Genomic DNA, 23,778 nt, shown 5'->3' with positions numbered 1-23,778 from the left:
ATAATAAATATTCGGTATAGATTGAATATTATACCATTGGCTAATTCGCAAACGACTCAAAGTAAACAAGAATTGTAAAAGAGTCTCCGGCTATATATACTAACGGAGGTTTTTAACCAATTTGTATTTGGGTAAACTTTTTTTTACATAATAATTTTCATAAAAAGTGAACTTTATTAGTATCAATACGTTTATTTTGATAGTTCCACCAGAAACATTTGGTGGGTTTTAGAAAAACAAGTAGATGAGCCCCACTGCGGGCAAGATGGGCAAGTAACTGTGAAAAAGCAAAGACCTGTAAATCTAGATCTAACAACTATATCTATGCCGGCAACGGCTAAAGCTTCAATTTTTCACCGCGTCACCGGTGTTGCATTATTTTTTGCTTTAACGTTTGTCATTTGGGCTTGGTCAGAGTCTCTTTCTTCAGCTGAAGGTTTTGAATTCGTCAAGAGTCTGTTTAACGGATTCATTGCCAAATTTATAGCTTGGGGCACCCTTTCTGTATTGGGTTATCACCTTATCGGTGGTATCCGTCACATTATTATGGATATGGGGCATTGGGAAGAACTTGAATCAGGCAATACTAGCGCTAAAATTGCGATGGCACTTGGCGTTGTGTTTGCTGTATTGGCAGGGGTGTGGATATGGTCTTAAATCAAGCAACTCTTAAACGTGATGGCGTACAAGATTTTGTATCTTTACGCACAACGGCATTAATAATCAGCGCGTATGCAATCTTTATTATTGGCTATTTTTTAGCAATGCCAGAAGTCACATATGAAGCCTGGACAGGCCTATTCTCAAACCTAGCAATGAAAGGGGCAACGTTAATCACCCTAATTTGCATTATGGTTCATACCCGTATCGGCCTTTGGCAGGTTCTTACCGACTATGTAAAGAACGCTAAATTGCGTGCTTTTTTAGGCTTTGTACTAAACCTAATGGCTGTTGCTTACGTAGCTGTGGGTTTAATCGTTTTATGGGGTGTTTAAGTGAAATATTCTGTTCGTGAATTTGACGCCGTAGTAATTGGTGCCGGTGGTGCAGGTATGCGCGCTGCTCTTGCTATTACTGAATCTGGCAAAACATGTGCGCTAATCTCTAAAGTTTTCCCGACACGCTCACACACTGTATCTGCTCAAGGCGGTATTACAGTCGCGTTAGGTAACTCGCATGAAGATAACTGGGAATGGCATATGTATGATACCGTTAAAGGTTCCGATTTTATCGGTGACCAAGACGCTATCGAATACATGTGTCAAACTGGCCCAGAAGCTATTACTGAATTAGAAAACATGGGCTTACCATTTTCGCGTTTTGAAAATGGCCGTGTTTACCAACGTCCTTTCGGTGGTCAATCGAAAAACTTTGGTGGTGAACAGGCTGCGCGTACTGCAGCAGCAGCTGACCGTACGGGCCATGCATTATTACACCTTCTTTATCAACAAAACGTTAAAAACAAAACCAATGTATTCTCAGAATGGTATGCACTTGATTTAGTTAAAAACGATAATGGCGATGTAGTAGGCTGTACAGCGATTGAAATTGAAACAGGTGAAATCACCTTCTTCAAATCAAAAGCAGTTGTGTTAGCGACAGGTGGTGCAGGTCGTATTTTCGCATCAACAACCAATGCTCACATTAATACCGGTGACGGTGTTGGTATGGCTGCACGTGCTGGTATTTCTATGCAAGACATGGAAATGTGGCAGTTCCACCCGACAGGTATAGCTGGCGCTGGTACGCTAGTAACTGAAGGTTGTCGTGGTGAAGGTGGTTATCTTTTAAATAAAGATGGCGAACGCTTCATGGAACGTTACGCACCAAATGCTAAAGATTTAGCGTCTCGTGACGTTGTTGCTCGTTCAATGATGACAGAAATTCGTGAAGGTCGTGGTTGTGATGGTCCTTGGGGTCCTCACCTTAAGTTGAAACTTGACCACTTAGGCGAAGAAACGCTTAACTTACGTCTTCCAGGTGTATGTGATCTTGCTAAAACATTTGCTCACGTTGACCCTGCAAAAGAACCGATTCCAGTTATCCCAACATGTCACTACATGATGGGTGGTGTGCCAACAAACGTAAATGGTCAAGTACTTAATATCGATGCTGCTGGCAACGAAAAAGTAGTACAAGGTTTATTTGCTGTTGGTGAGATTGCGTGTGTATCTGTACATGGTGCTAACCGCTTAGGTGGTAACTCATTACTTGACTTAGTTGTATTTGGCCGTGCAGCAGGTAACTTCTTAGGTAAATACCTAAATGACGTTGAAATTTCTAAAGCGGCTTCAGAGTCTGACCTAGAAGCGTCTCTTGCGCGCTTTAACCGTTGGGAAAACTCAACAGCTGGTCAAGGCGAAGACCCAGTTCAAATCAAGAAAGACCTACAACAATGTATGCAGCTTAACTTCTCGGTATTCCGTGAAGGTGACTCAATGGCTACAGGTCTTACTGAACTTAAAGAAATCCGTGAACGTTTACAGCACGCGCGTCTTGATGACAAATCATCAGACTTTAACACCATGCGTATTGAATGTTTAGAACTAGACAACTTAATGGAAACAGCTTACTCAACTGCAGTAGCTGCAAACTTCCGTACTGAAAGCCGTGGCGCACACTCTCGCTTTGACTTCCCAGATCGTGATGACGAAAACTGGTTATGTCACTCAGTATTTAATCCGGTAACGGATGAAATGAGCAAGCGTAAAGTAAACTACGAGCCTAAAACACGTGAAGCTTTCCCACCTAAAGCACGTACCTACTAGGAGCGAGACGATGGCACAAGTACAATTTTCAGTTTATCGTTACAATCCGGATGTTGATAACGCACCTCGTATGCAAGATTACACTTTGCAAACTGAGGAAGGCCAAGACATGATGGTATTGGATGCACTTTTACTATTAAAAGAGCAAGATCCTACACTATCGTTTCGTCGTTCATGCCGTGAAGGCGTGTGTGGTTCAGACGGCGTAAACATGAATGGTAAGAACGGTTTAGCATGTATTACTCCTTTATCTACGCTGCAAAAAAATGGCAAAGGTAAAATCGTAGTGCGTCCATTACCTGGACTTCCTGTTGTTCGTGACCTTGTTATTGACATGAGTCAGTTCTACACTCAATACGAAAAAGTAAAACCGTATCTAATTAATGATGAGCCTGCTGCAGGTGAACGTCTTCAATCTATCGAAGAACGTGATAAATTAGATGGGCTTTACGAGTGTATTTTATGTGCATGTTGTTCTACATCGTGTCCTTCTTTCTGGTGGAATCCAGATAAGTTTATAGGTCCAGCAGGCCTTCTTCATGCTTACCGTTTCTTAGCTGATAGCCGAGACACAGCAACAGAAGAGCGTTTAGCTGACTTAGACGATGCATTCAGTGTGTTCCGTTGCCACAGTATCATGAACTGTGTTAGCGTTTGTCCTAAGGGTCTTAATCCGACCAAAGCAATTGGACAAATAAAATCTATGTTATTAAACCGCTCGGTTTAATTTCTAGTAGACGAAAGATGGCTAATAATTTATTAGCCATCTTGTTATATAACTATTAATTTCTGCGCTAAAAAAAAGGGCTTATAAATGCACGAAGGTGTGATGAAGGCATGGCTAGAATCTTCACATTTAAACGGCGGTAACGTTGCTTATGTTGAAGAGCTTTATGAAGCGTATTTAGACGATGCGACTTCGGTGCCAGAAGAATGGCGAGAAGTGTTCGAACAGTTACCAAAAGTAGATGGTGTGGATGTTGAAGTAAAACATTCAGAAGTTCGTTCACAATTTGCGGCGCTTGCTAAAAACAAGCATAGAGAAGTAGTGGTAGCAGAGGGCAGTGGTGGCGACCTTAAACAGGTTAAAGTACTGCAACTTATTAATGCTTTCCGTTTTCGTGGACACCAAAATGCAAACCTAGATCCACTAGGTATTTGGCAACGAGAACGTGTACGAGATTTAGAGCTAGAGTACCACGACTTATCGGATGCTGACTTTGACCGCGAATTTAACGTAGGATCGTTTGCCGTTGGCCGCGATACTATGCCTTTAGGTGAGTTATACCAAGCACTAAAAACCACTTACTGTGGTTCTATTGGCGCCGAGTATATGCACATCACATCAACAGAAGAAAAGCGTTGGTTACAACAGCGTTTAGAGTCTGTTCAGTCTAGGCCAAAATTTGATAAAAATGAAAAGCTACGAATCCTCAAGGGATTAACGGCGGCTGATGGTCTTGAAAAATATTTAGGGGCTAAGTTCCCGGGTGCTAAGCGTTTCTCACTTGAAGGTGGCGATGCGTTAGTGCCTATGTTAAAAGAGCTTATTCACCGTGCCGGTGAAAGTGGCCAAAAAGAAGCCGTTATTGGTATGGCTCACCGCGGTCGCTTAAATGTTCTTGTTAATGTGCTAGGCAAAAATCCATCAGAACTTTTTGATGAGTTTGCTGGCAAGCACAAAGAAACGTTAAGCTCAGGTGATGTTAAATACCACATGGGTTATTCATCAGATTTCGCGACTAAAGGTGGCAACGTGCACATGGCACTTGCGTTTAACCCGTCGCATTTAGAAATCGTAAATCCGGTGGTTATGGGCTCTGTGCGTGCACGTCTTGATCGTCTTAATGACAAAACAGGCAGCAAAGCACTTCCAATCACTATCCACGGCGACTCAGCAATTGCAGGTCAGGGTGTTGTTCAAGAAACGTTTAACTTATCGCAAACTAATGCATTTAGTTGTGGCGGTAGTATCCGTATTGTTGTTAATAACCAAGTTGGTTTTACAACAAGTAAAAAAGACGATGTACGCTCAACTGATTACTGTACTGATATCGCAAAAATGGTTCAATCGCCAATTTTCCACGTAAACTCTGATGATCCTGAAGCGGTTGCTTTTGTAACGCAACTCGCGCTTGATTTTAGAAATCAGTTTAAACGTGACGTTGTGATTGACCTTGTTTGTTACCGTCGCCATGGTCATAACGAAGCTGATGAGCCTAACGCTACACAGCCAATTATGTACCAAAAAATTAAAAAACACCCAGTACCTCGTTTAATCTACGCGGATCAGCTGATTTCTGAAGGTTCTTTCACAGAAGATGAAGTGAAAGCACTTGCTGATGATTACCGTAATGGTTTAGACGATGGCAACTGTGTTGTTGAAGAAATACAGCCAGAAACATCACACTCTTCAGATTGGGCTAAGTATGTAGGCCATGAATGGAGTGTTGATTACGATGCTAGCGTTTCGGTAGAAAAGCTTAAAGAACTTGGTAACATAGTTGCAAGTTACCCAGAAGAGTACAAAGCACAATCTCGTGTTAAAAAAATATACGATGATCGTAAAGCAATGGCTGCTGGCGAAAAACCACTTGATTGGGGTATGGCAGAAACTTTAGCGTATGCAACTATTGCAGCTGAAGGCACTGATATTCGTCTAACTGGACAAGATTCAGGTCGTGGTACCTTCTTCCACCGTCATGCGGTTGTTCATAGTCAAAAAGATGGTGCAACGTATTTACCATTACAGAACCTTAGTGAAGATCAAGGTACGTTTGAAGTGTTCGACTCAGTACTGTCTGAAGAAGCGGTATTAGCATTTGAATATGGTTATGCAACTGCAGAGCCGACCTCATTAGTATTGTGGGAAGCACAATTTGGTGATTTCGCTAATGGTGCACAGGTGGTATTTGACCAGTTCTTAAGTTCAGGTGAGCAAAAGTGGGGTCGCTTATGTGGCTTAACGTGTTTGTTACCTCATGGCTATGAAGGTCAGGGTCCAGAGCACAGCTCAGCTCGTCTAGAACGCTTTTTACAGCTTTGTGCTGATCACAACATGCAAGTATGTGTGCCATCAACACCGGCGCAAGTGTACGCAATGTTACGTCGTCAATCAGTTAGACCACTGCGTCGTCCACTGATTGTAATGACACCTAAATCATTGCTACGTCATCCACTTGCAACGTCATCGCTAGAAGAGCTTTCTGAGGGTGTATTCCACAACATCATTGATGAAATTGATGAGATTGATGCTAAGAAAGTAGAACGTGTTGTATTTTGTAGCGGCAAAGTTTACTACGAATTATTACAAGAGCGTCGTAAACTTGAGCAAGACAATATTGCAATTGTTCGTGTTGAGCAGCTTTACCCGTTCCCACATGACGAAATGAAAGCAATTATTGAACGTTACCAACACGTTACTGATTTTGTGTGGTGTCAGGAAGAGCCGCAAAACCAAGGCGCTTGGTACTGTTCACAACATCACTTTGTTGATGCAATTCCACAAGGTGCAAAATTGAAATATGCAGGCCGTAAGGCATCAGCATCTCCTGCATGTGGATATATGTCAGTACATACTAAAGAACAACAAGCGCTCGTTGCCGACGCGCTTACTATAGAAAAGAAAGGATAAGCAATGAGCACAGAAATTAAAGTTCCTGTTCTTCCTGAGTCGGTTGCAGATGCTTCCGTTGCTACATGGCATGTAAGTGTTGGCGACAAAGTAAGCCGTGACCAAAACTTAGTAGATATTGAAACAGACAAAGTGGTTTTAGAAGTGGTTGCACAAAATGACGGTGTGATCACTGAAATTTCACAAGAAGAAGGTGCTACGGTACTTGGTGACCAAGTGATCGGTTTAATTGGTGATGCGCAAGAAGCATCACCAAGTAAAGAGCCAAAAGAAGATAGCTCAGCATCAGAAAAATCAGAAGACGCGCCGGCGGCGCAATCAGCACCAGCATCAGAAGGTAAAGAAGTGGATATTAAAGTACCTGTACTTCCAGAATCAGTTGCAGATGCAACAATTGCTACTTGGCATGTTCAATCAGGTGACGCGGTAACACGCGACCAAAACTTGGTTGATATTGAAACAGATAAAGTTGTACTTGAAGTGGTTGCCCAAGAAGACGGCGTTATGGGTGAAATCATTCATGACGAAGGCGATACTGTTCTTGGTGAGCAAGTAATTGGTAAAGTAAAAGCAGGCGCTGCACCCGCTAAATCTGACGCTAAAGCGGACGCACCAGCAGCCAAAGAAGAAAGTTCAAGCGAGAGTTCAGATGTGTTAACGCCATCTGTTCGTCGTTTAATTGCTGAGAAAGGCCTTGATGCATCAAAAATCAAAGGTTCAGGTAAAAATGGTCGTGTGACTAAAGAAGATGTTGATCAATTCTTGAAATCACCTGCTCCAGCAGCAAAAGCTGAAGCAGCGCCAGCAGCACCTATGGGTGACCGCACGCAAAAACGTGTGCCTATGACACGTTTACGTAAAACAATTGCGAATCGTCTTCTTGAAGCGAAAAACTCTACTGCAATGTTAACTACATTTAACGAAGTTAACATGAAGCCAATCATGGATCTTCGTAAGCAGTACCAAGAAGTATTTGAAAAGCGCCACGGTATCCGTTTAGGTTTCATGTCTTTCTACGTGAAAGCAGTGACTGAAGCGTTAAAGCGTTTCCCAGATGTAAATGCATCAATTGATGGCGATGATATTGTTTACCACAACTATTTCGACATCAGCATTGCTGTTTCTACACCTCGTGGCTTAGTAACACCTGTTCTTAAAGACTGTGACAAGCTATCTGTTGCAGAAATCGAAAAGGGGATTCGTGAGCTAGCGCTTAAAGGTCGTGATGGTAAGTTAACGCTTGACGATATGACCGGCGGTAACTTCACTATCACCAACGGTGGTGTATTCGGTTCGTTACTATCTACTCCAATTATTAACTTACCGCAGTCTTCAATTTTGGGTATGCACAAAATCCAAGATCGTCCAATGGCTGTAAACGGTAAAGTTGAAATCTTACCTATGATGTATTTAGCGTTATCTTACGATCACCGCCAAATCGATGGTAAAGAATCAGTTGGTTTCTTAGTAACAATTAAAGAGTTACTTGAAGATCCAACACGTTTACTGCTGGATGTTTAATTAAGTAGTATGAAATATAAGCTGTGAGTTAAAATCACAGCTTTTTTTTTGTGCCTATGGTCATACTGGGGTTTTCATGTAGCGCCATGAGATCTATACTAGGCACGCAATTTGGGATAGTTGTTTATTTGCATAAATATTCAACTCTTTTAATATAAAAAATTGGATAAAGCATCATGAATTTGCATGAGTATCAGGCAAAACAACTTTTTGCCGAATATGGTTTACCAGTTTCTCAAGGTTTCGCTTGCGATACACCTGAAGAAGCTGCAGCAGCTGCTGAAAAGATTGGCGGCGATATGTGGGTTGTTAAAACTCAGGTTCACGCAGGTGGACGTGGTAAAGCTGGCGGTGTAAAGCTAGTTAAAACTATCGACGAAGTTAAAGCGTTTGCAGCTAACTGGTTAGGTAAAAACCTAGTTACTTACCAAACAGACGAGAAAGGCCAGCCAGTTGCTAAAATTTTAGTAGAAAGCTGTACTGACATCGCTAACGAACTGTACCTAGGTGCTGTTGTTGACCGTGCTTCTCGTAAAGTTGTGTTCATGGCGTCTACTGAAGGCGGCGTTGAAATTGAAACTGTTGCTGAAGAAACACCAGAACTTATCCACAAAGCTGAGATCGATCCATTAGTAGGTCCTCAAGCTTACCAAGCACGTGAGCTTGGTTTTAAATTGGGTCTTAACCCAACGCAAATGAAACAGTTTGTTAAGATCTTCATGGGTCTTGGTAATATGTTCAACGATTTCGATTTCGCATTACTTGAAATCAACCCGCTAGTAATCACAGATGAAGGTAACCTTCACTGTCTAGATGGTAAAATCGGTATCGATGGTAATGCACTTTACCGTCAACCTAAAATCCGTGAAATGCACGATCCATCTCAAGAAGATGCGCGTGAAGCTCACGCAGCAAGCTTCGAGCTTAACTATGTAGCCCTTGATGGTAACGTAGGTTGTATGGTTAACGGTGCAGGCCTAGCAATGGGTACTATGGACATCGTAAACCTACACGGTGGCAAGCCAGCTAACTTCCTAGATGTTGGTGGCGGCGCAACGAAAGAACGTGTATCTGAAGCATTCAAAATTATCCTTTCAGATGACAACGTTAAAGCTGTTTTAGTTAACATCTTCGGCGGTATCGTTCGTTGTGACATGATTGCAGAAGGCATCATTGGCGCAGTTAAAGAAGTAGGTGTAACAGTACCAGTAGTTGTACGTTTAGAAGGTACTAATGCTGAACTAGGTCGTGAAGTACTTGCTAAGTCTGATCTAAACATCATCGCTGCTGAATCATTAACAGACGCGGCTGAAAAAGTTGTTGCTGCTGCGGAGGGCAAATAATGTCTGTATTAATCAATAAAGATACAAAAGTTATCTGTCAAGGTTTCACTGGTGGTCAAGGTACTTTCCACTCAGAGCAAGCGCTTGAGTACGGTACACAAATGGTTGGTGGTGTAAGCCCAGGTAAAGGCGGTCAAACGCACCTTGGTCTTCCAGTATTTAACACAGTACGTGACGCTGTAGAAGCAACTGGCGCAACTGCATCAGTTATCTACGTACCAGCACCTTTTTGTAAAGATGCAATCTTAGAAGCAATCGATGCGGGCATCGAGCTAATTGTTTGTATTACTGAAGGTATTCCTACACTTGATATGGTTGACGTTAAAGTTAAACTAGATCAAACAGGTACACGTATGATCGGTCCTAACTGTCCAGGTGTTATCACTCCTGGTGAGACTAAGATTGGTATCATGCCTGGTCACATCCACAAGCCTGGTAAAGTAGGTATTGTTTCACGCTCTGGTACTTTAACGTACGAAGCAGTTAAACAAACTACAGATGCTGGTTTTGGTCAGTCTACGTGTGTTGGTATTGGTGGCGACCCAATCCCAGGTACTAACTTTATCGACGTTTTAGAAATGTTCGAAAAAGACGACCAAACTGAAGCAATCGTAATGATTGGTGAAATTGGTGGTACTGCAGAAGAAGAAGCTGCAGAGTACATCAAAGCTAACGTAACTAAACCTGTTGTTTCTTACATTGCTGGTGTTACTGCACCAGAAGGTAAGCGTATGGGTCACGCTGGCGCAATCATCGCAGGCGGTAAAGGTACTGCTGATGAGAAATTTGCTGCATTAGAAGCTGCGGGCGTAAAAACTGTACGTTCACTGGCTGATATCGGTAAAGCACTTAAAGAAAAAACAGGCTGGTAATCAGCGGTTATTCTTTAAAAAAGGCTCGCAATTGCGAGCCTTTTTTTATGTATGGCTAGAGCGTATTGCCCTTAATCTTAAAACGGGTAACTAATATGTTGAAAAAATCGCAGAGATAAATCTTGGCGCTGCTTATTAATTGCTAATTCATCACAGAATGCATGAACGGTTTTCTCTACTTGATTCATAAAGCGACCATAGCCAATCTCATGTTTATTATGCGCGGCGGCAACAATCACAAAATGCAGCGTCTCTACGAGTTTATTTTCATCAAAAAATACTTTCATTTGTGGCGCTGAATCTTCTATATCAAAACTAATTTTTTGTAACTCACCATTTCCCTCATTTCTATCTACTTCACTATTACGAATTATTGGCATTGCCCCATTGGCAACCATCGCTGCATGGGTGAGTCTATTATCTTCACAAAGTTGACTAAATAACTGCAAAAAGTGGTTATAAAACGGTTTATAAGTATGGCTATTAATTTGTGTTTGAAATTGCGTTTTAATATTACGTGACACGGGAATAGAGAAGGTGACGTAAGTCATTTCAGCATGGCTACTAGGTATTGCGCATTGTCTGGATTGATAACGAGGATATAAACTTCTTAGTTTATATCCATAGCTTTCTTTATTACCTTTTTCTTTAGCGAATAAATCATAGGTTAAATGTTGATGATCGCGCAGCTTAAAGCTTGGCTGGTCTAAGAATAACTGATCTTGTAAATGACTCAATACTTTTTGTACATTGGTATGAAATTGCGCAGAGTAGGCACGTATATCTTCACCAGTAGCTAAAAACAATAGGCGTATTTTTTTACTTTGCTGATTTTCTGTGTGATGAAGTTTATGCGCTTCATGGTAACGAGGGTTATAAAAAAACAACATTTGCTTATCGGTTTCAAGTTGGTAAGACTCATCATGAAATCTCACCACGGGGAGTTTATCATTTGCGAGTAAATGGACATTATGCAGTTCATATTCATCACATGATGCAAATAACTGACGCGCAATTCGTTCATAGCAAGCATTAATATTACTGAAGTTTTTATAAAAATCTTCATTAGGTGTAATTTCGGCTAATAAGTAATGATTTGCACGTGCATTACTTGGAATATATATGCGGTGTTGATTTAATGAGGCCATCTTCGTTCCTTTAAGTTGGGGTTATTCGTTTACTATAAATCGCTTTAATGACTTTAATATTGCGCTAAAACAAATTTTGCTCATAAACTACCCCTTATCTAACAAACTTTGGTAATAACTGCATAAACCCGCATCTATTACTGTATGTTAAGGTTGGTTTTTGTAATAATGCAGTAGTTTTGTTATCACGCAATATACAGAGGTTTATAATCCTATGGCGGAAATCGAGAATCGCCCAAATAACTTTATTAGAACCCGAATTGATGAAGATTTAGCAAGTGGAAAACATGCCACAACGCATACCCGTTTTCCACCTGAACCTAATGGCTTTTTACATATTGGCCATGCAAAATCAATTTGCTTAAATTTTGGTATCGCCAAAGACTATAACGGTTTATGTAACCTTCGTTTTGACGATACAAACCCAGAAAAAGAAGATATTAACTACGTTAATTCAATTAAAGAAGACGTACAGTGGTTAGGGTTTAATTGGGATGGTGAGATTAAGTATTCGTCAAACTATTTTGATCTGCTTTATGGTTATGCGGTAGAGCTTATTAATAAAGGCTTAGCGTATGTTTGTTTCTTAACTGCAGATCAAGCTCGCGAATACCGTGGTACATTAAAAGAGCCTGGTAAAAACAGCCCATACCGCGAAACATCACCTGAAGAAAACCTCGCATTATTTGAAAAAATGCGTAACGGTGAATTTAAAGAAGGTGAATGTGTCCTTCGCGCTAAAATAGATATGGCCAGCTCATTTATGGTGCTGCGCGATCCAATTATATACCGTATACGTTTTGCTAATCATCATCAAACAGCGGATAAGTGGTGCATTTACCCAATGTACGACTTCACGCATTGTATTTCTGATGCACTTGAAGGCATTACTCATTCATTATGTACGCTAGAGTTTCAAGATAACCGTCGTTTATATGACTGGGTATTGGATAACATCAGCCTTGAATGTCACCCGCAACAAATTGAGTTTTCACGTTTAAACCTTGAATACACAATTATGTCAAAGCGTAAGCTTAATGACTTAGTGGTTAATAAGCACGTAGAAGGGTGGGATGATCCGCGAATGCCAACCATTGCGGGTCTGCGTCGTCGTGGTTATACACCGGCATCTGTTCGTGAATTCTGTCAGCGTATCGGTATTACTAAGCAGGAAAATATGGTTGAAATGGGCATGCTTGAAGCGTGTATCCGTGATGACTTAAACGAAAATGCTCCGCGTGCAATGGCTGTACTTGATCCAGTGAAAATTGTGATTGAGAATTATGAAGCCGATAAAGTAGAAACGCTTTCTGTGGCTAATCACCCAAATAAAGAAGAAATGGGTCGCCGTGAAGTGCCTTTCACGCGTGAAATTTTTATCGAACGCGAAGATTTCCGTGAAGAAGCGAACAATAAGTTTAAACGTTTAGTGCTTGATAAAGAAGTACGCTTACGTGGTGCTTATGTGATTAAGGCAGAGCGTGTTGAAAAAGACGACAATGGTGAAATTACCACTATTTACTGTACTTACGATCCTGAAACATTGGGTAAAAATCCAAGCGATGGTCGTAAAGTAAAAGGGGTTATTCATTGGGTATCTGCGCCTGAGTCAGTGACAGCTGAAGTACGTTTATATGACCGTTTATTCAGTGTGCCTAACCCTGCAGCCGCAGAGGACTTTGAAAGCACGTTAAACCCAGACTCATTAGTGGTTATTTCTAATGCTAAACTTGAACCTTCATTGGCTAATTCTGTACCTGCACAAGGTTTTCAGTTTGAGCGTACCGGTTATTTCTCACGTGATACTAAATCAGAAAACGTGGTATTTAACCAAACGGTTGGCTTACGTGATTCGTGGGCTAAAATAGAGCACAAATAATACTGCTCTATTTTTTAGTTATAAAAAAACCTGCTTAATCGCAGGTTTTTTTTATTAAACTAAATAGGCTTTTAACTATTGCTTTGCGCAAACGCTTTACACGCGTCTTTATCTTCACATTCGCCATATAGGTAAAGAGAGTGATTGGTCAGCTTAATACCGTTTTCTTCAGCTATTTCGAGTTGACGACGTTCAATTAAATCATCTTCAAACTCAACAACCTTGCCACATTTTAAACACACTAAGTGGTCATGGTGAGTGCTGCCAGAAAGTTCAAATACTGACTTACCGCCTTCAAAGTGGTGACGGCTTACAATTCCTGCATCATCAAATTGATTTAAAACACGGTAAACAGTCGCAAGACCAATTTCTTCGCCTAGATCTAATAAAACCTTGTAAACATCTTCAGCGCTTATGTGTTGGTTATCTGGAGATTGAAGAATCTCTAAAATTTTAATACGCGGTAAAGTTACCTTTAGCCCGGCTTTTTTAAGTTCCAAGTTATGATCAGTCATTAAATCTGTCTCAATTTTATTTAGTTATACTAGACATCTTGCAAGATGTACTCGTCACAATAACAGTTAGGATAACGTGCCTTAGCAGGAAGTGCAAAGAACAATTGATCTATATCAATATTAACGCGGAAAATGCTAACTGTTTGATAATATTTTAAACAGTTAGCATTTAAAAGGGGGGGATTAATCTGCTAACTCACTTAAGCACATTTCATCATATACCTGAGCACACCACTGCTTAACACGCTGCTCAGTCAATTCTGGCTGACGGTCTTCATCAATACCTAAACCAACAAAATGCTTGTCATCAGCCATGCCTTTTGATGCTTCAAAATCATAACTGTCTGTAGGCCAATGGCCTACAACAATAGCGCCACGTTCTGTTACGATATCGTTAATCATGCCCATAGCATCTAAGAAGTATTCTGCATAGTCTTCTTGGTCGCCACAGCCAAAAATAGCCACTAGTTTACCTTCAAAGCTTACTTCTTCAAGCTCAGGAAAGAAATCATCCCAATCACATTGCGCTTCACCATAATACCAAGTTGGAATACCGAATAAGATCAGATCAAACTCAGCAATCTCTTCTTTAGAGCTTTTTGCAATGTCATGCACAGCAACGAGCTTTTTACCCAATTCTTTTTGGATCATTTTTGCTACGTGTTCTGTGTTACCTGTGTCACTTCCGAAAAAAATGCCTACACTTGCCATGGATTTAAACCTTTTATCTATCAATAGCCAATCTTTCTTGTAAAATTGTTTCGATCAACGCACTGCGGCTAATATTTTGTGCATCTGCCATATCACTCAGTGCCTGATACAGCTGTGACGAAACTTTAAATTCAACACGCTTTAAACCACGTGCCTTATCTCTTTTTATTTGATTACGTTTATTAACCTTTAACTGCATATCCCGAGGAAGGGGATTAGTTTTAGGTCTTCCTGGACGTTTCTCGTATTCAAATAAATCAAGCGTTGTTCTATCTGTTTCTGACTTGGCCATGCTTAACCTACACCCGCACCTTGCCAAAATACCTGAATAAGTCCTTTGGCAATAAAGCCAGAGCAACCTAAAAAGAGTACCAGCCACACAATATAACGACCAAATTTAGGCACATTGCCGCTTTTCAGTACGTCTTTAATTGCCAAGCCGATAAAAATAAAAATACCTGCTAAGCCAAAATACAACCCTAAGGTATCAAATTCGTTAATAAACTGACTGACCATCGACGTATAACCTTTAAATTAAACGGCGCGTACTATAGCACATAAATCTTTAATTATTTAGTGTGATAAATCAAAAACACGCCATAAAAATAACATTAAACTGCAGTTAAAAAATCATTGATTGCTTTGTTTACAGCCTGTGGTTTTTGGGCATGTAACCAATGACCCGCACCATGAATGATTTTTGCACTGACGTTTTTAAACAGCGCATTAATCGCTTCGCGATGCTCGGTTAAAATGTAGTCAGAGTCATTACCTTTAATAAACAGAGTTTCGCACAAACAAGAATTATTTGCATTAATGTTTGCGGTAATAGTTGAATATTTATCATCGAGCACAGGTAAATTAAAGCGCCAAACAAAGTGCCCATCATCATTTTTATATAAACTTTTTAATAAAAACTGACGTACACCTAACTCCTCTATATACGGTTGCATTATTAAATCAGCTTGCTTTCTATCACTAATATCTGCATTTTTTACTGCATTTAAAGCCTCAAGTATTTGAGTATGGCGCGCAGGGTAGCTCACAGGCGCAATGTCAAGAACCACTAGTTTATCGACTAAATCAGTATGGCTCAGTGCTATTTGCATCGCCACTTTGCCGCCCATAGAGTGCCCAACCAGATGCGCTTTTTGTATGTTTAATGCCGTCATTAATTCAACAACATCATTAGCCATTTCAGTATAATCCATTTCATCGCTGTGGGGCGAAAGGCCATGATTACGTAAATCAACATTGGTTACGCAAAAATGCTCGCTTAATGGCTTTGCAATCACATTAAGGTTTTCTAAAGAGCCAAACAGTCCATGGATCAAAATAACATTTGGACCTTGACCAATTTGTTTGTAATTTAATTGCATAGACGCCTCCTTCAATTTTGCGCATAGTTTGCCGAGCATTACCCTAAAAAGCAAAAAATACAGATATTATTTGTATGTTGGACTCAAAAATACCTAGCTTCCTGATTATTTAGTAATTATTAATTACAACTATGTTTAGGGTCGCGTGGGTTGTAACTCGCATTTCTAACTGGATTGGGTATATACCCAAACCATCACAAGATACAGAATTCAGCGTTTCACCGGGGCTTAATATCAAGGCGTTAGTTTGCAACAATGGTGATCCCTTTTAAAAATTAACAACGATGAGAGTAAGTTCCTGTGAAACGCCCAGAGGGTTGGTTTAAAAGCGATTTATACTGCGTTATTGGTTTTAGCAATAGAACGACTATTGTTTGCAATCAATGCCTTGCCTAAATCGCTTTTAATTCCAACTGAAACTCGCATCTTGAGGTGATTTGGGTATAATCATATCGAAAGAAAAATGTGACCCGTAATGACAGGAAGAACATGAAACAAATCGACATAGACGACGAGTTATATCAGTACATTGCAAGCAATACACAGAGTATTGGTGAGAGTGCATCCACTATTTTACGTCGTTTATTAAATCTCAACGGCGAAAAAATTAACACCACTAAACTAGACACTGATCATAAAAATGAAACCGTTAGTGTGTCTAATTCATCACTAGAACAACCTATAGCAGACGTTGAACAGCCAACCCAAGTGGCAAAACCGCCGGTAAATAAAAAAAATGCAAACGTATTTAATATTTTAAATAAAGAAGAATTGGCGATGCAAAAAGGCGTTGTAGGTCGTTTTTTATTTATTTTAAGTGCATTTTATCGAACGCATAAAACAGACTTCTCTGCGGTGCTAGATATTAAAGGTCGAGATCGTGTTTACTTCGCGACCAGTAAAGAAGACTTAGTGAATAGCGGTAGTAGTATGAACCCAAAAAATATCACTGACAGTGAATATTGGGTGATGACCAATTCTAATACCACGCGTAAAAAAATGATGCTGCATGAAGTTGCACTTAGTTTAGGCTATAGCAACGAGCAAGCTGAAAAAATTCGTGATTATCTTTAAGGAAAGACCATGGCAATTCATTCCGGCGCAGGTAAAACTGCACCACAATCGGCTTTAGTGAATGTACCAAAGTTAGTGTCTGCGTATTATTTAAATGAGCCTGACTTAGAGCAAAACCCCGAGCATTGTGTTGCATTTGGCACCTCAGGGCATCGAGGCTGTGCCTACGATGTAAAATTTAACGAATCACACATATTATCAATCACCCAAGCTATTTGTGATTACAGAAAACAGAACGATATATTTGGTCCGTTATTTTTAGGTAAAGATACCCACGCACTGAGCGAGGCGGCCTTTAACTCAGCAATTGAAGTGTTGGTTGCTAATGAAGTGCAAGTGATCACCCAAGAAAATGGTGACTTTACTCCAACGCCAGTTATTAGCCATGCTATTGTTAGTTATAATAAAAATCATCCTAATGAGCTTGCCGATGGCATTGTAGTGACTCCATCTCATAATCCACCAGAAGATGGCGGTTTTAAATATAACCCGCCCAATGGCGGTCCTGCAGACACAGACGTTACAAAATGGATTGAAGACAGAGCCAATCAATTATTATTAGAAGACTTAGTTGAAGTAGAACTGTTTCCTTTTGCTAAAGCTTCACGTTCTGGTTTTATTCGCTACGAAGATTTAATGACGCCTTATATTGATGATTTAAAAAACATTATTAATTTAAAAGCGATTAGCGATGCAGGCATCAAGATTGGTATTGATCCATTAGGTGGCTCAGGCATTAACTTTTGGCCAGTGATTGCGCAAAAATATAATTTAGATTTAACGGTCGTTAATGACAGTGTTGATCCGCGTTTTGCATTTATGCCGCTTGATAAAGATGGCAAAATTCGTATGGATTGCTCATCACCTTACTCAATGGCTAATTTAATTGCCCTTAAAGATGATTTTGATTTATCGATTGGTAATGACCCTGATTATGACCGTCACGGCATAGTAACACCAGATGGGTTAATGAATCCTAATCACTTTTTAGCCGTAGCGATTGACTATTTACTAACGCATCGTGATTGGGATGCCAGTGTTGAAATCGGTAAAACTCTTGTTTCTAGCTCAATGATTGACAAAGTAACTGAGCGCAACAAGCGTAAAGTAAAAGAAGTACCCGTTGGCTTTAAATGGTTTGTTGAGGGTTTAAACAAAGGCAAATTGGCCTTTGGTGGTGAAGAAAGCGCTGGAGCGGCTTTCTTACGTTTTGATGGCACGGTTTGGTGTACAGATAAAGATGGCTTTATCATGGGCTTACTCGCCGCTGAAATTCTTGCTGTTACAGGTAAAACACCGTCTGCGCTGTATAAAGAACTAGAGCAAGAGTTTGGTGCGCCACTTTATAAACGCCTAGATGCGCCAGCAACGCCTGAGCAAAAGTCGCGATTAAAAGCACTCAGTGCTGGTGACGTAAAAGCAGATACCTTAGCGGGTGAGCCTATTTTACAAAAGCTAACTCATGCGCCAGGTAATAATGCAGCTATTGGTGGGCTAAAAGTGGTAACTGAAAGTGGCTGGTTTGCGGCGCGTCCGTCAGGTACAGAAGATATTTATAAAATTTACTTAGAATCATTTAAAGGCGAAGAGCACTTGGCCTTATTAGAAAAAGAAGCTAAAAAACTGGTTGATTCAGTGATTAGCTAATATGCAATTACAACTAAAAACGGCTGATTTTATCAGCCGTTTTTGTATCTATAATTTACAAAAAAAAGGGCTTTTATCGTTATGTCAGCCACTGCAGAATATATTAATCAATTAAAACAAGATGGTGATTTTTTAACGCTTTCGCGAAACCATGAATGGCATTTAGAGGCAGGTCAATTTACGCTTAATAACAATACTCAGGTTACCATACACGATACCGGAGTGATTGAGTTTGAACCAGATTGTATAACCTCAAAAAATGTGGTGCTATCCAGTGCCATTCATGGCAATGAGACAGCCCCCATTGAAATTTGCGATGAACTCATTAAACACATTATTAGTGGGCAACTTGAATTACAACAACGGGTTTTATTTATTTTTGGTAATCCTCAGTCAATTAATATTGGTAAACGATTTGTAGAAGAGAACTTAAACCGCTTGTTTAACGGCCACCACACTGTTGATGGTATAGCGATGAACGACGAACGCGTTCGCGCTGATAAACTTGAGCAATATGTTAGCGATTTTTACGCCCGTTCAGAGCAGGGTACGTATCGCTGTCATTATGATTTACATACCGCTATTCGCGGTTCTAAAAACGAAAAATTTGCTGTTTACCCATTCTTACATGGCAAGCCTTGGAAAAAGTCGCAACTGCAGTTCTTATTAAGCTGTGGTGTGAATACAGTATTGATGATGAAGTCGCCAGCCACCACGTTTAGCTACTATTCGTCGTTTGTGCATGGTGCCGACTCATTTACTGTAGAGCTTGGGCAAGTGAAACCCTTTGGTGAAAACGACATGTCACGCTTTGCAAAAACAAAACAAACTCTAACTGCATTAATTAGCCAAAAAGAAGTAAAATACCCAGAATTTAATGCAAGCGACTTTGAGTTGTTTTCTGTTCATCGAACTATTAACCGCACAGAGCAAAACTTTAGTTTTCCGTTTTCTGACGATGCCGAGAATTTTACAGGGTTTGCAAAGGGTGAGCTTTTAGCCACCGATGGCGATAATGCCATATATGCCGACGTAGAAGGGGAAGCAATTATTTTTCCTAACGCACAGGTAGCCATTGGGCAACGTGCATTACTTACAGTAGTCCCTATGCAAGTGGATAGCCGCTTTAGCTAAATCAACACATCAGACCACTTGTTATTAAAGTTTAACCAACTGATTAATAAGTGGTTAATTATATGTATAGTTAACTTGCCAGTTTTTTGCTCATTATTTACTTTTGTTTGGTCACAGTTTTGTTGAATAACACTTTACGTTAACGTAAAGTGTTGGCAGCTTTAATTAAATACAGTGCAGATGTTGCAAAGTTTATTCAGCAACTATCACCCATAATAATAATCCAAAGGGGCGCTGTGATACCGACAACAAAAGAAGGTAGGTTATGAGTAATCCCAATAACGTATCGCTGAATATTAATCATGAGCTTGAGTTTATTGACGGCCACGCACTTAATATTCCAACCCTGAGTATTTTAACTGAGGACGGCGACATTCATCCTAGTGCTCCTGCACCTGATATTTCTAAACACACCGCTATTAAATTATACGAAACCATGCGTTTTATTCGTTTATTGGATGAACGTATGCAGGGTGCTCAACGCCAAGGGCGTGTTAGCTTTTACATGCAGTGTTTAGGGGAAGAAGCGGCGGTAACAGCCTCTGCTGCAGCCCTTGAACAAGATGACATGATCATGGCGCAATACCGTGAACAAGCAGCCTTACACTATCGTGGTTTTACCCTTGATCAATTTATGAACCAAATGTTTTCGAATGAATTAGATTTAGGTAAAGGCCGTCAAATGCCGATCCATTATGGTTCTAAAGCACTTAACTACATGACCATTTCATCACCTTTGGGAACACAAATTCCACAGGCTACGGGTTACGCATATGGTCAAAAAGTAAAACACATTGATGCTAAAACAGGTGAACTAGCAAGTACTATTGATAACGTTACTATTTGTTATTTTGGTGAAGGGGCTGCCTCAGAAGGTGACTTTCATGCAGGCTTAAATATGGCTGCAGTACATAAAGCACCGGTTATCTTTTTTGCACGTAACAATGGTTATGCTATTTCAACCCCAGCCGATGAGCAATTTAAAGGCGATGGGATTGCATCGCGTGGTGTGGGTTATGGTATTAAAACCATTCGTGTTGATGGCAGTGATGCGCTCGCCGTTTACGCGGCTACTAAAAAAGCCCGCGAAATTGCTGCAACACAAGGTGAACCGGTATTAATTGAATCGATAGCGTATCGTTTAGGTGCGCATTCAACATCAGATGATCCAAGCGGTTACCGTTCAAAAGATGAAGAAGCAAACTATAAAACATGCCCAATTGAGCGCTTTAGAAAATGGTTAGTAAAACAAAATTGGTTAGATGACGCAGAAGATATCAAAGCGAAAGAAACAATTCGTGATGATATTTTAGCGGCACTAAAACGCGCTGAAGTAATTGATAAGCCGGCGTTAGAAGAGCTAATTTCAGATGTTTACGATACGCCAATTCCATCTTTACAACGTCAATATGATGAACTTAAAACGCATATAAAAGCACATCCAGACGCCTACCCAACAACAGCAGGGAGAATTAAGTAATGGCTAAAATGAACATGCTACATGCAATTAATTCTGCTTTAGATATCACCATGAATGAACATCCTCAAGCGTGTATTTTTGGTGAAGACGTGGGTTATTTTGGCGGTGTTTTTAGAGCAACATCAGGGTTACAAGAAAAGTACGGTAAGCATCGCGTATTCAATACCCCGCTCACAGAGCAAGGTATTTTAGGCTTTGCAAATGGTTTGGCAGCCTTTGGTGCACCTGCATTGGCAGAGATTCAATTTGCTGATTACATCTTTCCTGCGTTTGATCAAATTGTGAATGAATCGGCTAAGTTTCGTTATCGTAGTGGTAATGAGTTTAATGTGGGTAATCTAACGATTCGTACACCTTACGGTGGCGGTATTGCTGGTGGTTTGTATCACTCGCAATCGCCAGAAGCGTACTTTGCTCACACGCCAGGGTTAAAAATTGTCGTGCCGCGTAACCCGTACCAAGCTAAAGGCTTACTGCGTGCGTGTATTAAAGACGACAACCCAGTGCTATTTTTTGAGCCCAAACGTTTATACCGTGCTTCAACTGGTGAAGTGCCTGAGGAAGATTACAGCATTGAACTTGGTAAAGCTGAAGTGGTTCAAGAGGGTACTGACGTTACTTTATTAGCGTGGGGTGCACAAATGGAAATTATAGAAGCAGCGGCAAAGCAAGCCAGTGAACAGGGCATTAGCTGTGAAGTGATTGACCTTCGCAGTATTTTACCATGGGATGTTGAAACGATTGCTAAATCAGTGACTAAAACAGGCCGTCTTATTGTTAGTCATGAAGCACCTATTACTAACGGTTTTGGCGCAGAAATAGCCGCAACCATCGCTCAAGAGTGTTTTCTGCATTTAGAGTCGCCTATTTTACGTGTTTGTGGCCTAGATACGCCATACCCGCTGGCGCTCGAAAAAGAATATGTTCCAGATGCATTAAAAGTAATGGCCGCAATTAAACAATCAGTGAACTTTTAGGGGTTTCCATGGCTAAAGATTTTATATTACCTGACATTGGTGAAGGCATAGTTGAATGCGAAGTAGTCGAATGGCTGGTACAAGAGGGCGACACTGTAAAAGAAGATCAGCCTATTTGTGATGTGATGACAGATAAAGCCTTAGTGCAAATTCCAGCGGTACACGATGGGGTGATCACTAAGCTGCATTGTAAAAAAGGCGATATTGCTAAAGTACATGCGCCGTTATTTGCAATGGATGTTGCCGGTGAAGCGCCTAGTGAAGAGACTCAAACAGCTTCTTCACCAACAAGTACTCGTGAACACTTAGAAGACTTTATTTTACCCGACATTGGTGAAGGTATTGTTGAGTGTGAAATTGTTGAATGGTTAGTTGCAGAGGGCGATGAAATAGAAGAAGATCAAGCCGTTTGTGATGTAATGACCGATAAAGCATTAGTACAAATACCAGCTAAATACACCGGTACAGTGCAAAAGCTGTATTATCAAAAAGGTGAAATTGCGAAGGTGCATAGCCCATTATTTCAAATGACGGTTGCAGGGCAAGTCGCAAAAGAAGACGTTGATGTTAACCAAGCAGTTGTAAAAGCACAAAGTAACGCAACGTCAGACGCACCTGCTAAGCAAACGCAAACTGCAATAGTTAACGAAAAAGCGGTTGCATCACCGGCGGTTAGGCGTAAAGCGCGTGAGCTTGACGTTGATTTAACCTGCGTACCAGGTAGTGGTAAAAATGGCCGTATTTATAAACAAGATATTGAAGCGTTTATAAAAAATGAAGTGCCATCTGGCATGGATACCTCTGAGCTTAACAAGCCACAAACTACCCAGAGTAAAAACACTCGTAGTACTGAACACGCAACTAGCGCGGGTGGAACGCGAACAGAAGTAATTAAAGGCATTAAAGCGGCCATGGCAAAACAAATGGTGGCTTCAGTTTCAACGATTCCGCACTTTACTTACAGTGACGAAATTGATCTAACTGATTTAATTGCACTTCGAACTGATCTTAAAGAGCAATATAAAGCACAGGGCGTTAAACTTACGATGATGCCGTTTTTTATTAAGGCATTATCTTTGGCAATGACTGAATTCCCGGTACTTAACTCAAAAGTAAATGATGATTGCAGTGAAATTACCTACTATGATGATCACAATATTGGGGTTGCAGTGGACTCTAAAGTGGGCTTATTAGTACCAAATATTAAAGCCTGCCAAACTAAGAGTATTGTAGAGGTGGCTAATAATTTAACGCAATTAACTGACTCAGCTCGAGAAGGCCGCGTAGCACCAGATGATTTAAAAGGCGGTACTATTAGTATTTCTAATATTGGTGCGATTGGTGGCACTATAGCTACACCAATTATTAATAAGCCAGAAGTGGCGATTGTTGCCTTAGGTAAATTACAGCACCTTCCGCGCTTTGACGAGCAAGGGCAAGTGGTATCGCGTGCAATTATGCAAGTAAGTTGGTCAGGGGATCACCGTGTAATTGATGGCGGCACTATCGCGCGCTTTAATAATTTATGGAAAGAATACTTAGAGCAGCCAGCTAAAATGATGATGGCTATGCGCTAAGTCTTTATATTCATTTATAAATTAAAAAACCAGCAACTAGCTTAATGCCAGTCAGTTAAGAACTGACTGGCATTTTCTTTTATAGGGGTACTTATTCGGCTTCTTTCTTATCACCCTTG

21 protein-coding genes are annotated in these 23,778 nt (G+C 40.5%); 15 read left to right on the top strand and 6 right to left on the bottom strand.

Annotated features, from left to right (window positions below; translation table 11 throughout):
* The first annotated feature begins 279 nt into the window (after positions 1-279).
* From sdhC to sucD, 8 genes are all read left to right on the top strand, one after another.
* Positions 280-657, top strand: a complete 378-nt coding sequence (gene sdhC / locus QL984_RS16350; protein ID WP_076916082.1) for a succinate dehydrogenase, cytochrome b556 subunit — start codon at positions 280-282, stop codon at positions 655-657.
* On the top strand, positions 648-995 hold the full coding sequence (sdhD, locus tag QL984_RS16345; RefSeq protein WP_036954661.1) for a succinate dehydrogenase, hydrophobic membrane anchor protein: 348 nt from the start codon (positions 648-650) through the stop codon (positions 993-995). The genes sdhC and sdhD overlap by 10 nt, the downstream gene beginning before the upstream one ends.
* The gene (gene sdhA / locus QL984_RS16340) at positions 996-2,768 is read left to right on the top strand and encodes a succinate dehydrogenase flavoprotein subunit (protein WP_013465011.1); all 1,773 of its coding nucleotides are present in this window, start codon (positions 996-998) and stop codon (positions 2,766-2,768) included.
* A 10-nt stretch (positions 2,769-2,778) separates the two neighbouring features.
* Positions 2,779-3,495 (top strand): succinate dehydrogenase iron-sulfur subunit, encoded by a 717-nt coding sequence (locus tag QL984_RS16335; protein WP_008112091.1) that lies wholly within the window; start codon positions 2,779-2,781, stop codon positions 3,493-3,495.
* Between the two features lie 87 nt (positions 3,496-3,582).
* Entirely contained in the window at positions 3,583-6,402 is a 2,820-nt protein-coding gene (gene sucA, locus QL984_RS16330; RefSeq protein ID WP_024603038.1) for a 2-oxoglutarate dehydrogenase E1 component, read from the top strand.
* A gap of 3 nt (positions 6,403-6,405) precedes the next feature.
* Entirely contained in the window at positions 6,406-7,923 is a 1,518-nt protein-coding gene (gene odhB / locus QL984_RS16325) for a 2-oxoglutarate dehydrogenase complex dihydrolipoyllysine-residue succinyltransferase (RefSeq protein ID WP_128583834.1), read from the top strand.
* Positions 7,924-8,099: 176 nt separating this feature from the next.
* Positions 8,100-9,266 carry an ADP-forming succinate--CoA ligase subunit beta gene (sucC, locus tag QL984_RS16320; protein WP_008464053.1) on the top strand — a complete coding sequence of 389 codons (1,167 nt, stop codon included), beginning with the start codon at positions 8,100-8,102 and terminating at the stop codon, positions 9,264-9,266.
* The gene (gene sucD / locus QL984_RS16315; protein ID WP_024603036.1) at positions 9,266-10,138 is read left to right on the top strand and encodes a succinate--CoA ligase subunit alpha; all 873 of its coding nucleotides are present in this window, start codon (positions 9,266-9,268) and stop codon (positions 10,136-10,138) included. Before sucC ends, sucD begins: the two co-directional genes overlap by 1 nt.
* 77 nt (positions 10,139-10,215) lie before the next feature.
* Here the strand turns inward: sucD and QL984_RS16310 are convergent, their stop codons facing one another.
* Complete coding sequence (locus QL984_RS16310) at positions 10,216-11,286, bottom strand: DUF3083 family protein (protein ID WP_128583832.1); 1,071 nt, start codon at positions 11,284-11,286, stop codon at positions 10,216-10,218.
* Positions 11,287-11,500: 214 nt separating this feature from the next.
* On the opposite strand from QL984_RS16310, the gene glnS reads away from it, so the two are divergent.
* A complete protein-coding gene (gene glnS / locus QL984_RS16305; RefSeq protein ID WP_128583830.1) occupies positions 11,501-13,165 on the top strand; it encodes a glutamine--tRNA ligase in 1,665 nt (554 codons plus the stop codon).
* A gap of 71 nt (positions 13,166-13,236) precedes the next feature.
* Here the strand turns inward: glnS and fur are convergent, their stop codons facing one another.
* The 5 genes from fur to QL984_RS16280 form a co-directional block, all read right to left on the bottom strand.
* The gene (gene fur / locus QL984_RS16300) at positions 13,237-13,680 is read right to left on the bottom strand and encodes a ferric iron uptake transcriptional regulator (RefSeq protein WP_013465004.1); all 444 of its coding nucleotides are present in this window, start codon (positions 13,678-13,680) and stop codon (positions 13,237-13,239) included.
* A gap of 183 nt (positions 13,681-13,863) precedes the next feature.
* The gene (gene fldA / locus QL984_RS16295; protein WP_008113772.1) at positions 13,864-14,391 is read right to left on the bottom strand and encodes a flavodoxin FldA; all 528 of its coding nucleotides are present in this window, start codon (positions 14,389-14,391) and stop codon (positions 13,864-13,866) included.
* A gap of 13 nt (positions 14,392-14,404) precedes the next feature.
* On the bottom strand, positions 14,405-14,683 hold the full coding sequence (gene ybfE / locus QL984_RS16290; RefSeq protein WP_008113775.1) for a LexA regulated protein: 279 nt from the start codon (positions 14,681-14,683) through the stop codon (positions 14,405-14,407).
* A 2-nt stretch (positions 14,684-14,685) separates the two neighbouring features.
* Positions 14,686-14,907 carry a DUF2788 domain-containing protein gene (locus QL984_RS16285; protein ID WP_008113777.1) on the bottom strand — a complete coding sequence of 74 codons (222 nt, stop codon included), beginning with the start codon at positions 14,905-14,907 and terminating at the stop codon, positions 14,686-14,688.
* A gap of 95 nt (positions 14,908-15,002) precedes the next feature.
* Entirely contained in the window at positions 15,003-15,770 is a 768-nt protein-coding gene (locus QL984_RS16280) for an alpha/beta fold hydrolase (RefSeq protein ID WP_008113779.1), read from the bottom strand.
* Between the two features lie 489 nt (positions 15,771-16,259).
* On the opposite strand from QL984_RS16280, the gene seqA reads away from it, so the two are divergent.
* The 6 genes from seqA (at position 16,260) to QL984_RS16250 (ending at position 23,659) form a co-directional block, all read left to right on the top strand.
* Positions 16,260-16,844 (top strand): replication initiation negative regulator SeqA, encoded by a 585-nt coding sequence (gene seqA / locus QL984_RS16275; protein ID WP_008113782.1) that lies wholly within the window; start codon positions 16,260-16,262, stop codon positions 16,842-16,844.
* A 9-nt stretch (positions 16,845-16,853) separates the two neighbouring features.
* Positions 16,854-18,491, top strand: coding sequence for a phosphoglucomutase (alpha-D-glucose-1,6-bisphosphate-dependent) (pgm, locus tag QL984_RS16270; RefSeq protein WP_138764350.1), 1,638 nt, complete (start codon positions 16,854-16,856; stop codon positions 18,489-18,491).
* An 81-nt stretch (positions 18,492-18,572) separates the two neighbouring features.
* Positions 18,573-19,625, top strand: a complete 1,053-nt coding sequence (gene astE / locus QL984_RS16265) for a succinylglutamate desuccinylase (RefSeq protein ID WP_013465001.1) — start codon at positions 18,573-18,575, stop codon at positions 19,623-19,625.
* A gap of 265 nt (positions 19,626-19,890) precedes the next feature.
* Complete coding sequence (locus QL984_RS16260; RefSeq protein WP_096038451.1) at positions 19,891-21,105, top strand: thiamine pyrophosphate-dependent dehydrogenase E1 component subunit alpha; 1,215 nt, start codon at positions 19,891-19,893, stop codon at positions 21,103-21,105.
* Positions 21,105-22,082, top strand: coding sequence for a transketolase C-terminal domain-containing protein (locus tag QL984_RS16255; protein ID WP_013464999.1), 978 nt, complete (start codon positions 21,105-21,107; stop codon positions 22,080-22,082). The genes QL984_RS16260 and QL984_RS16255 overlap by 1 nt, the downstream gene beginning before the upstream one ends.
* Before the next feature lie 8 nt (positions 22,083-22,090).
* The gene (locus QL984_RS16250; RefSeq protein WP_058154663.1) at positions 22,091-23,659 is read left to right on the top strand and encodes a dihydrolipoyllysine-residue acetyltransferase; all 1,569 of its coding nucleotides are present in this window, start codon (positions 22,091-22,093) and stop codon (positions 23,657-23,659) included.
* Positions 23,660-23,778 lie beyond the last annotated feature (119 nt).

Origin of the sequence: Pseudoalteromonas sp. APC 3495 (assembly GCF_030407645.1) — a bacterium.
Lineage (GTDB): Bacteria > Pseudomonadota > Gammaproteobacteria > Enterobacterales > Alteromonadaceae > Pseudoalteromonas > Pseudoalteromonas tetraodonis.
The sequence above is the reverse complement of the archived record's forward strand: the minus strand, read 5'-3'. Positions and strand labels throughout refer to the sequence as shown.